The organism is Anaerohalosphaeraceae bacterium (genome assembly GCA_037479115.1).
Taxonomy (GTDB): Bacteria; Planctomycetota; Phycisphaerae; order Sedimentisphaerales; family Anaerohalosphaeraceae; genus JAHDQI01.
In genome coordinates, this window is record JBBFLK010000024.1 from 37,820 (window position 1) to 49,355 (window position 11,536).

At 56.4% G+C, this 11,536-nt stretch carries 7 protein-coding genes; 5 read left to right on the forward strand and 2 right to left on the reverse strand.

The genetic code is table 11. From position 1 onward, the window contains the following. Positions 1–17: 17 nt before the first annotated feature. Complete coding sequence (locus WHS88_10715) at positions 18–1,655, forward strand: DUF5597 domain-containing protein (protein ID MEJ5260647.1); 1,638 nt, start codon at positions 18–20, stop codon at positions 1,653–1,655. Here the strand turns inward: WHS88_10715 and WHS88_10720 are convergent. Continuing rightward, entirely contained in the window at positions 1,649–4,768 is a 3,120-nt protein-coding gene (locus tag WHS88_10720) for a carbohydrate binding domain-containing protein (GenBank protein ID MEJ5260648.1), read from the reverse strand. The genes WHS88_10715 and WHS88_10720 overlap by 7 nt on opposite strands. Positions 4,769–5,082: 314 nt before the next feature. Here WHS88_10720 and WHS88_10725 point away from each other — a divergent pair, with 314 nt between their 5' ends. The 4 genes from WHS88_10725 to WHS88_10740 all read left to right on the forward strand — a co-directional run bounded on the left by WHS88_10725 (position 5,083) and on the right by WHS88_10740 (position 10,791). After that, positions 5,083–5,646 carry a sigma-70 family RNA polymerase sigma factor gene (locus WHS88_10725; protein ID MEJ5260649.1) on the forward strand — a complete coding sequence of 188 codons (564 nt, stop codon included), beginning with the start codon at positions 5,083–5,085 and terminating at the stop codon, positions 5,644–5,646. Next, positions 5,643–7,337, forward strand: coding sequence for a FecR domain-containing protein (locus WHS88_10730; protein ID MEJ5260650.1), 1,695 nt, complete (start codon positions 5,643–5,645; stop codon positions 7,335–7,337). Before WHS88_10725 ends, WHS88_10730 begins: the two co-directional genes overlap by 4 nt. 85 nt (positions 7,338–7,422) lie before the next feature. Beyond that, a complete protein-coding gene (locus WHS88_10735) occupies positions 7,423–8,253 on the forward strand; it encodes a PEP-CTERM sorting domain-containing protein (GenBank protein MEJ5260651.1) in 831 nt (276 codons plus the stop codon). A gap of 312 nt (positions 8,254–8,565) precedes the next feature. Beyond that, positions 8,566–10,791 carry a LamG domain-containing protein gene (locus tag WHS88_10740; protein MEJ5260652.1) on the forward strand — a complete coding sequence of 742 codons (2,226 nt, stop codon included), beginning with the start codon at positions 8,566–8,568 and terminating at the stop codon, positions 10,789–10,791. A 68-nt stretch (positions 10,792–10,859) separates the two neighbouring features. On the opposite strand, the gene WHS88_10745 is transcribed toward WHS88_10740, so the two are convergent. Continuing rightward, on the reverse strand, positions 10,860–11,536 hold a 677-nt coding region (locus WHS88_10745), incomplete at its 5' end, for an aldo/keto reductase (protein ID MEJ5260653.1).

Consider the following 11,536-nt stretch of genomic DNA (forward strand, 5'->3'; position numbering starts at 1 on the left):
GAGAAGGGAGACACTCTATGCAGACACGCTGCGTTTTGTGGAGCTGGCTGCTCTGGACGGGGGCAATTTTTGCGGCGGACATCCCGCACCTGCGGCGAATCGGAGAGCAGTTTCATCTGTTCGTCGAGAACAAGCCGTTTCTGATGCTGGCCGGGGAGGTCGGCAATTCGGCGGCGACGGAGCTGTCTTATCTGGAACCCGCCTGGCCTCGATTTCAAAAAATGAATATGAACACCGTGCTGGTGCCGGTGTACTGGGACCTATTAGAGCCGGAGGAGGGCCGCTTTGATTTTTCGCAGGTGGACGGCCTGATTGAACAGGCACGGGCCCACCAAATGCGGCTGGTGCTGCTGTGGTTTGGGACCTGGAAAAACAGCATGTCCTGCTATGCGCCGGCGTGGGTCAAGCAGGACTGGCGGCGGTTCGAGCGCGTGCGGCTCAAAGACGGGCGGACACTGGAAATCTTGTCAGCCTTCTGTCCGGAGAATCTGCGGGCGGATGCGGCGGCGTTCCGCGCCCTGATGCGGCACCTTCGCCAAATGGATGAAAAACAGCAGACCGTCCTGATGGTGCAGGTGGAAAACGAAGTCGGAATGCTGGAGGACGCAAGGGAATGGGGGCGGGCGGCCAATGAGGCCTTCGCCGGCCCTGTCCCGAAGGAGTTAATGGACTATCTGGCCAGCCGAAAAGAAACACTGCATCCGACCCTGCAGGCCCTCTGGGCCAAGCGGGGCTTTCGCACCGAAGGCACCTGGCAGGAGGTCTTCGGCAGAGGGCTCGAAACGGATGAGATTTTTACGGCCTGGCACTACGGGCGGTATGTGCAGGCGGTCGCAGCAGCGGGCAAGGCGGAGTATCCGCTGCCGATGTTTGTCAATGCGGCCCTGAATCGTCCGAATAAAAAGCCGGGCGAGTACCCCAGCGGAGGCCCCCTGCCGCATCTGATGGACATCTGGAAGGCGGCGGCCAAAGACATTGATTTTCTGGCGCCCGATATTTATTTCCCGAATATAGCGTACTGGTGTGAATCGTACACCCGAACAGATAATCCGCTGTTTATTCCGGAAATCCGCAAGGGACCAGAATGCGGCGTACAGGTCTTTTATGCCGTCGGAAAACACCGGGCCATCGGCTTTAGCCCCTTTGCGATTGACACAGTCGATGAGAAGACGGCGGCGGCCCTCGGGCAGGCGTATGCAATTCTGGGGGGACTGTTCGGGGAACTGACATCGTCAAAAGAACCGCCGGCGATGTACGGGGTGCTTTTGGATAACGAGAAACCGGAAGAAACCATTCAACTGGGCTCATACCGAATCCGCCTCCGGCACGACTACACCTGGGAGTGGTCCGGCGGTGACTCAAAGGCCTATTCGTGGCCGCAAAAGGCCTATTCATGGCCGCCGGCGGGCGGCTTGGTTGCTCAGATCGGACCAGACACCTTTTGGGCCGCCGGACAGGGAATTATCCTGACCTTTCAATCCGCCAATCCAAACGAAAACGCCGGGATTTTATGGATTGAAGAGGGACAGTTCCGCAACGGGCAATGGGTGCGGACACGTTGGCTGAGCGGTGATGAAAGCCATCAGGGCCGTCACGTTCGCCTGCCGATGGGCGAATTCGGCGTGCAGCGGTTCCGCCTCTACGGCTATCAGTAAGACAGCAGCCAGTTGGCGGCAAATTCCGCCAGTTCCGTCAGGTCAATCCAGCAGTCGTCATTGATGTCGGCCGGCCCGCAGTCCTCACTCATCCACAGCCAGGCCAGCTCGGACAGGTCCGCCATATCCACGGAACCGCTCTGGAGAAAATCGCCGTACAGCCAGTTGATTGCCGCCGCCTGCACGACGAAGCCGAGAATAACCTGACGATTCACATTGGAGTGAGTCAAACTGGGAATTTCGGCCGCGCCGGTCGCTGATTTGTGCCCGACCACACCGTCAGCGGACGAAATTGTCAATTCCATTGCTTTTGTAAAGCCGTTGTTGACAGTGTAGGTTCCTTCATTCCCGCACGTTCCGGCCACAATCACCAAATCGCCTGCTTCCGTCGCCAAAGCGGAAGTGGTGATTGTACCGGAATTCGAGGCGTTGGAGGCTTTGGGGCCAATCGGCACTGCCTGATTGACGCCGGTCAGGAAAAGACTCGCATAGCCGGCACCGCTGCTGGGATTGGCGCTCCAGGAAGGCACAAAGGTATTGCCCGAGGCGGCGGCAATGCCCGCCTCATCGAGAACGAATACCGCCGCGTAGGCTCGTGACATCGTCCCAACACTTTGTTCAAGAATTTTGGTCATTGGCCGGCCGCCGTAGGTGACGCTGTTGAGCGTAATGGCCGATGAATGCTCTGCATGGGCTGTAAAAATCAGCAGCCGACTGCTTCCCGGCTCCGGAGCTCGACTCAGACCGCTTTGCCAGCCCGTCCCCAAGGGACTGACCGTCACACGGGGCAGCTGGGTTCGGGCCGAGCGAACATCCGACCAGTCCGTTTCATTCCGTCGGCTCGTATTGTCGCGTGCCTTGACGCGGAAGCGATAAAGCGTCAGCGGGGACAACCCCTGGGCCGTATAGGTAGTACCGGTCTGCCAGCCGCTGCTGGCGGAGGCATCCGTCGTGCACTCAAAGAAATACTCCACCGGCGGATTGTCGTCAGTGCAGGCCGCTGCCGTCATTGTAATGCGGTTGGCCCCAACCGCCGTCGGAGGCGTCAGCCACGCCGGAGTCGGTGTCGGCGGCAGCTCATCCAAAGCAAATGTGGCCGTAACGGTATAATCTCCATCCACAAGAACTGTCGTAGATGCGGCAGCGGGCTCGGCCACTTTGCCCGCATCCACAGCGGTTCCGGTCCAGCCCGTAAACCGATAATCCGCCGCCGCAGAGGCCGTCAAAGACACCTGTGTTCCATTTCCGTAGGAAAAGGTGCCTGTGCCGGGAGAAATGACCGTACCGCCCGGCGTGGACGAAACAATCAGCGTGCGGGAAGGCCCTGTATAGCCGGTCAGGGCCAGCGTCGTGACGGATTTGGGCGGGAGAGAAAGAGGCCCGCCGCTGTAAGAACCAAGGTTCACACAGTTTTGCGTCTGCGTGGTGCGATAGAGGGTTCCGCCGGTAACGGTGTATCCGGGAAACGCCGCTGATGCGTTTACTGTTGTGCTGTCGCTGGTGTTGATCAGGACGGCGGTCAGATTCTGACCGTCGGGGCTGATATAAGCAGATATCCGTATCATGGGCGCGCTGGAGGACGCCTCAATACGCTGCCAGCCGGAATGAATAAAGGCCGAAAAGTGCTTAAAACCCCAGTAGTCGGAGTTGATGGTGTAAGTAGAAGTGGAGTTAAGCGTAATCAGGCCTCCTTCATTGCCCCAGAATAAATCCCAATACAAATAGGCGCTGACCTGCTCGACAGTAAGGGCATTGTGCAAAAGCAAAGCGAGGTTGTAGGCATCGGGCCAGCTGCCGGCGGCCTTTTCGTATTCCGTCTGAAAGAGCGGCTTGGTGCCCCATTGAGCCCGGAAATTCTGCATCGCCGTCAGATAGGCATCGGGATTATCTCCGGCGTTGATATTGTAAAGATGATGAGCATACCCGTACACCTGGTCCTGATTGAACAACGCCGAGATGTAGGCCGAGGGACTGCTGCCGGCGGCACCGTACAAACCGGTGGTCTCCGGAGCCAGCATTTTGGGCATTGCCGTGCCGAAGCGGGCATACAGTTTATTGTAAACGGCCTGAAAGGCCTTGTTGTAGCCGGCATAGGTTGAAGTTTCGCTCGGTTCATACCGACAGGTATCCCAGGAGGCAGTCCAATCCGGCTCGTTCTGGATGCTGAGATAATCAATGTTCACTCCGAGATTGTTCCAGGCGGTAATGCTGTCGGCAAACCAGTCGGCCAGCTGGTCATAGGCATAATTGGAGGGGCCGCCGATGAGTGTTCCGCCGTTGGCGGTCTCTCCGTTGCTTTTGAGGTAGGCCGGCGGCGACCAGCAGGAAAGCAGAACCTTCAAAGGCCGCCCTAACGCAGCCTGGCCGGCGGAAATGATTTGGGCGGTGCGGCTCATATAATCCGCCCCGCCGGACTGGTTATAGGCATTGCGAACGCGGTATATATCCAGACCGAGGTCGCGGAACAGGAGGTTATACAGGGTCGCCTTCTGGGTATGTCCGGTGAGCATGCCCTCATACCAGGCGCCGGCGGCCCCAAACCCCTCAATCATTTGGTAGCGGGTCGTCGGGGAAATCTGAAGGGAGGCCTCATTGCTGACCGTCGGACCGTAAACAGAGGCATCGTCCACGAACAAATCGACGCCGGATGCAGGGCCTTCAAAATAGACCCACAGCTCCGTAAGCGTGCCGCTGACTGTGACGGTATAATTGCCGGACAGATACACCCAGCCGGTATTGTTGGCGGTGCCGCTTGCCACATTGGTGTAGGTTGTCCCGTTCCCGTCCGTCTTTTGGATAGAAACGATTACTGGAGCACTGGCCGTGCTGACGCGCACATAGCCGGAAATCTGATAGGTCTGCCCCACAACCACTTTGTCCATCAGGGTTTGCTGGATGCCCTGCCAGGTTGCCGTTCGTCCCGTTGCGCGGGCACTGTATGTGCCGGAACGGACCGGAGAGGTGACGGCACTGATGGTGCAGCCCCGGGCGGTCCAGCCGGCGGTGCCGCTTTCAAAACCGGGGTTGACAAGGACATTGGCGTTAGCCCACAGCGGCGAAGAAAAACACAGAACAAAGGCGGTCATAAAAGGAATGTGTTTGGGGCGCATCATTCATCACCTCTTCAGATAGCGGAATACAGCAGAAAACCCGACAATAAAAGACGGGAACAGGGATACACAATGCAGGCAGGCAATTTTTCCCATCTCTCTTCTCCCGGAACTTTTACTGAATCGAACGGCTGCCCCCGACGGCCTCCCCATGGCTCTGTTCAGTAAACGTTTACTTCTTCATTATCTATTTTCCGGTATGTCCTGTCAAGTCCAAAAGCCGAAAAGAACGATAAAATCCTTAATTTCCAAAAAAACGATTCATTTTGTGTCCAACTGCCCTGCCCGGCGGTATTACTAAAGGAGGAAACATCAAAATGCAGGAAAACGAATCAAAACAAACAATGTCAAATACCCAAAAACCCAAAGAAGAACTGTTTTTTCATCTGTTTATGACATATCAGAGGAATTTTTACGCCTATATCCTTTCCTCTGTCCATAACTACGCGGATGCCAATGACTTGCTTCAGGAAACCGCCGCCGTAATGTGGAGAAAATTTGACGAGTTTCAACAAGGAAGCAGTTTTTTAGCCTGGGGAATCACCATCGCGCAAAATTTGGTTTTAAAATTCTTTAACGAACATAAAAGGTCCAGAATCCAGTTTGATGATGCTCTGCTCAAAGACCTGGCCGATACGACCCTGGATGAAATGAAAGACGCCAATGCGCTGACCGAAGCCCTGCGGCAGTGCTTTCAGAAACTGAATGAAACAAACCAAAAACTGCTTCGGCTCCGTTATCAGGACGGTATGACTATCAAAGCAATCGCCGCCCTCGTTGGCAAGCCGGTTTTCGGAATGTACAAGGCCTTTGCCCGCCTTCAGGATGCCCTTCAGGTCTGCATTGAAAATACACTTCGCCGGGAGGGAGCGGTCGAATGAATGAGTCGATTCGGAAAGAACTGGCTGAACTGATTCAAATGGAGCTGGACGGAACACTGACCGACGAGCAGTTCAACCGGCTCTGCTTTCTTTTGAAAAGCTCTCCGGAGGCGCGGCGATATTACGGACGCACGATTTCCATTATTGCCATCTTTCACGAGCCCAGCGGGATTCAGCCGGCGCACACCGAAACAATGGCAGACCCGTCCGGCAGCTCTCTGGATGCAGCCTTCTGGAGAGAACTGGCCCTGAATGAACAAACCGCCGCTCCGGTTCCCATTGAAAAAACAGAGAAAACAGCGGACAGTCCCCCTGCCGCCGACAGAGCCGCAGGGCCTTCTTACAGGGTCAGCAGGCTTTCCTTGTATTCCCTGCTCGTTTCTTCCGCAGCGCTGATTCTGCTGATTTCTTACGCCCTGCTCGGGTCTGCCGGACGCGGCGTGGAAGTGGCAACACTCTCAGAGACTCTGAACGCGCAATGGGCCTCGCCTGAACGGGGACTTCGCGAAGGAAGCCGTCTGTGTACCCATACAAAACCGCTGCGGCTGGGAGGAGGAATCGCCGTGATTCAGTTTGACAACGGAAGCCGAGTGGTGCTGGAAGGTCCCGCCGAATTTACCCTGCTGACCGATGACCAGATTCAGCTTCGTACCGGCCGGCTATTTGCCTCCATCCCCAAAACAGCCGTCGGGTTTACCGTCAGTACACCTTTTTCCAAAATTATCGATTTGGGGACGGAATTCGGCATCAAAACCGACCTGGACGGAATGGAAGTTCACGTGATAGCCGGCAAAACCATGATGATTTCGGGCCCGGCCAAAGAATCCAAGAACCAATATGAAATCAAGGAAGGGTTTGCCAAGGCCGTCAATGCCGCCGGTGCCGTGCTGGATATCGCCCTGAAAAAAGAGGCCTTCGTGCGGCGAGTGAATCCGCAGACGCAGTTTGTCTGGAGGGGACAAAATGTAAATCTGGCGGATATTGTCGGCGGAGGCAGCGGCTTCGGAACCGGACGCATCGAGGCGGGCATTGACCCGCTCAACGGCCAGAAAGTGGAAAAAATCACCCCCCGCTACAGCATCAAAGGCAGCGGACGCTATGAACTCGTTCCGTGGAATCCCTTTGTGGACGGCGTTTTTGTGCCTGACCCGAGCTCCAAACCCGTCGTCGTCAGCTCTCGCGGCGATCTCTTTGACGAGTGTCCGGCAACCAACGGGGAATTCTGGACGGAAATTACCAACGGCGGGCAGTTGTCCGATCCGGTGGAATTGTCCAGTCCGCAGTTTCGGCTGAACGGCCAGGTCTATGGAACGGCGGACAATCCGGCCATTTTTATGCATGCCAATCTGGGAATTACATTTGATTTGCAGGCCATTCGCCGAACGCTCCCGAAACTGAAAATCAGCCGCTTTACGGCCCTGGCGGGCATCAGCGAAAACGGCCCGCGGCGAAGTCCCTATGCAGACTTTTGGGTGCTGGTGGACGGCAAAGTTCGGTTCTGCCGGCGAGGAGCAGACGGGACGGAGGTTTATTCGATTGAGGTAGACTTAAAAGAAAGTGACCGGTTCCTGACACTGGCCGTCACCGACGGCGGCCGTGAAAAATGTCTCTGGATTGACGGACAGCCCTATGTGCTGGACGGAGACTGGGGGCTGTTTGCTCTGCCCCAGCTGCATCTGCAGGCCGAATAAATAATCGCATGCTCGAAAAGCGTGTGAAGTGTGGAGTGTGTGATAGAGCAAAGAGGCAGCAAAATTTTTTTGGAGGAAAGGACCGATGAAAACAACATGGAAACTGGTCTTCTGTACACTCATCCTTGCCCTGACGGCCGTCGTTTGGGCGGATGAGCACAACTTCTGGATTCAGGGGAATCAAGGTTCGTGGAATGACCCTGCCAACTGGTCCAGAGGGGTGGTTCCGGATACCCTTCCGGCCGGTGACGGCGGAGGCAAATGTGTCGGGTTTGCCGGCAGCACATCCATCGCGAATGTAGGGGTCGGAGAGCTGGCGGAATTCGGCAGCAGCGCCTTCTGGTCCGATTTCTGGGGCCCGGAATGGGGTGCCACACTGAACATCAACGGCGGACGCTTTATTCATCGCGGATTTGTCGCGGCCCCGATCGGTGCGGCGGATGCTCCGTCCAACATCAATGTCTCCAACGGCGGATACTTCGAAGTCGGAGAACTGGCCCTGGGCGACAACTGGTGGTTCTGGGATGCACCGTATGCGAATCTGAATGTGTACGATTCGAGCACAGCCAGAGCCCGCGGCTGGATGTGGCTGGGCGGCAGGGTCAACCTGTATGACAATGCCGTTCTGACCATCGGCGGACTGGTGAATATGGCGGCTCATGGGAGCACGTATGCCCGCATCGACATCTGGAACAACGCCATGATGCTCATTCAGGGTTCCGCCGCCGGACGGGACCCCTACCAGGAAGCCCTCGGCTGGATTGCCAACGGTCAATTGATTGCTTTCGGCGGGGCCGGGCAGGTTATCGTGTCCCAAACCCCCAACGGCGTTCAGATTACCGCGATGATTCCCGAACCGGCTACGGTGCTTCTGCTGGGTCTGGGCGGACTGACGATGCTCCGCAAAAAAGGATAAAGGATAATAAGGATAATTGAAATCAAAGGGGTGCCGGTGCCTTTCAGCCGGCATCGGCCCCTTTTGGGCTGGATTTCAGAAGGATATCCAATAGGGACGTAAAGCAGTTTCTGCTTTTCAGGCGGCAGGGTCAAAAAAAATAGGGAAAGGCAAAAACAGAAAGACTGGATTTGCGCCTTTCTCCTTCGCTGAAGCTTCGGAGAACAAGTCGCGGGAATGATTAAAAACCAGTTGGTCAAAAAGCGGCGTACGAAAGCGAACGGAAATAATCGTACTATCGAACAGTCATAACATTTTTTGGAGGACGCAGTTATGAAAAGCTTCATTTCCTTTTTCCTTCTGTCGGCCGTGCTGGTGATACCGGCGCTGGCCGCGGATACCAACTGGACGGGTGCAGCCGGCGATGGGCTGTGGGTTACACCGGGCAACTGGTCCAACGGTGTTCCGCCGTCCAATCCAACCGTAACCGGAAACATCAATATCGGATATATTGCCGCCTCACCCGTGGTCACGATTCGGGCGCAGGACAATATTGTCTGCGGCAGCACCACCGTGCGCCCGACAGACCTGCACGGACCGAACTGGGGCGCCACACTGAACATCGACGGCGGAACCCTCACCCATCTGGGATTTGTGATGGCTCCGGTTGCCACCAGCGAAGCTGCCCGTTCGGTCATCAATGTCCGCAACGGCGGACGCCTCAGTGCAGTCAACCTTTGTCTGGGCGATAACTGGTGGTTTGTAGCGCCCTACGTGACAATGAACGTGTACGAAAACAGCACCGTCACCGTCAGCGATTATCTGTGGCTGGGCGGATATCTGAACCTGTACAGCGGGACGATTGATATTAGCAACGGGATGAATATGGCGGCCAATACCGCCTCGTACGGCGTGACGTGCCTGGACATCTGGGACGGAACCCTGATTCTTCGGGGCCAGGACCAGAGCGCGAATATCCCGACATGGATTGCCAACGGCTATCTGAAGGCCTATGGGACCACGCCGGGCAGCCGCGGCGGCGGAACCATTGTGGTCGATACGCAAACAATTCCGGGCGGAATGATTCTGACGGCGATTCCCCCGCTGTGTGCACGAGACCCGAACCCCCTGCCGCAAAATGCAGACGGCTCGGTCGGAACGCTCATCAATCCGACCCAGACGCAGGTGCAGCTGAACTGGAAAGCCGGCGTTGACCCCAACAATTTTTACCCGGTCAACCCGAAGATTCGGACGCACTATATCTGGATGGGCGAAAGCGAAACTTCCCTCAGCTATGTCGGCCAGGTTCCCCATACGGACTGGAACAATCCGAACGTTTCTTACACAATCACACTGGCGGAAGGACGCACGTACTACTGGAGCATTGAAGAGGGACTGGACAACGGCACAGGAAATGCCTATCCGTCGGGTGACCCCAATAACATTTTGGGGCCGATCTGGTCGTTTACAGCCAAGGGCGCAACGCCCCTGATTCTGGTTGACCCGGTGAATACGGTCGCTTCGCCGAATGCAGTCCTTTCTATCGTTGCCAATGACGTTGCCAGCACGTATCAGTGGTTCAAGGTGGGCACACCGGATATTCCGCTGACAGACAACAGCGTTTATTCGGGCACAACAACCACCACCCTGACGATTACAGCTCCCACCGTCGCCCACGAAGGACAATATTACTGCATTGCCTATAACGGCCTGACCCCGTCGGCTCCTTCGAAGGCGGCCTGGGTGTGGACAAAACGGCTGATGGGACACTGGAAGTTTGACGGCAACCTGCTGGATTCGGTCTCGGCCAGTGTGCCCGGCGCTCCGGCACATCACGGAACGATGGCCGGCGGCGGAACCGGCGTGGACACCTACGGAGCCGGCATCAACGGCAATGCCATCGTCTTTGCCAACACGGCGGATTATGTGGAAATTGACAATCCTGAATTCTTCAACTTCTACCCGCTCGGCTTTACCATCAGCTTCTGGTATAAAGAAAACAGCGCAGTCGGCTGGCGGCTTCCGGTTTCCAAGCTGGATGCAGGCACGGCGGGCTGGCTGTTTGGCGTGGACAAGGCCTGGCGCAATCAGGCAGTCTTCTTCTTTGATTCCAACAACAATCCGGCCTTCTGGGCGGACGGCAATCCGAACGTCGCTTTGGATGACGGACAATGGCACATGATTACGGCCGTTTACGACCCGCAGACAACCTCGTACACCATCTACACCGACGGCGACAAAAACGAGACAATTGTGCTGGATATTTCCGCAGCCCCGCTGGCGGCGGCCCCCTTGTCCATCGGCGGCCGAGCCACGGAATTGTCGGTTGACGGGGCTATTGACGACGTGCGGATTTACAGTTATCCTCTGACACCGGTTCAAATCGCTCAGCTGTATGTGGATTTCGAACCGAGCAAGTTCGTGTGTATGGAAGATGAGGAAGACCCGCTGACGGCGTTTGATTTGAACAGCGACTGCAAAGTGGATTTGGCTGATTTCGCCTTGTTTGCGGCCAAATGGCTGCAATGTCAGCGTTATCCGCAATCCGCCTGCGATTGATGTGAATTGCAGGGCGGCAACCCCAACCACACACTCCGGCACTTCGAGGCCGGAGTGTGTTTTTTTATTCAGACCGAAACCAGCGACGGCAGGGTTCGAACCGGAGTCTGTCGGACGGCCTGGGCAAAGTCGGCCTCTTCTTCAAGCGATTCAAAACCGATGGTGACGGCATCCACACAGCCCAGATTGAACACAAAATCAATGGTTTCGGCGCGTTTTTCGGGACTGTTTCGGAAGGCCCCTTCGCCGATCAGTTTCATCCCAATCAGCCCCTTGCCGTTTTCATGCGCCTGCCGAAGAACCGGAACCACAGCATCCGGCGAGCCGTCCATCTGGACGCCGAATGGATTGATGCGGGCGTGAATCGACTCCACCCACGGATGTTCAGCCGCTCTCTGCAGAGCCGCCAGCGAATGACAGGAAACGCCGTGTGCGCGCAGAAGGCCCTTTTCCTTCAGACGCCCCAGCACCTCCATTTCCTTCTCATACCGCGACGGCCAGTCCGGTTCAACCAGGCAATGAAGCAGAAGCAAATCGATATAGTCCGTTTGAAGCTCCTGCAGAAACCGATGCACAACCTGTTCCGTATCCGTCGGCTGTCCTTCCGGAAGTCCTCTGGTCCGAAGCCAGATTTTGGAAACCAGAACATACCGATCCCGCGGAACCCCCCGGAGGGCCTCGGCCAGATAAGAATGGCTGCCGTACAGGTCCGCCGCATCAAACCACGAAATCCCCCGGTCCAGAC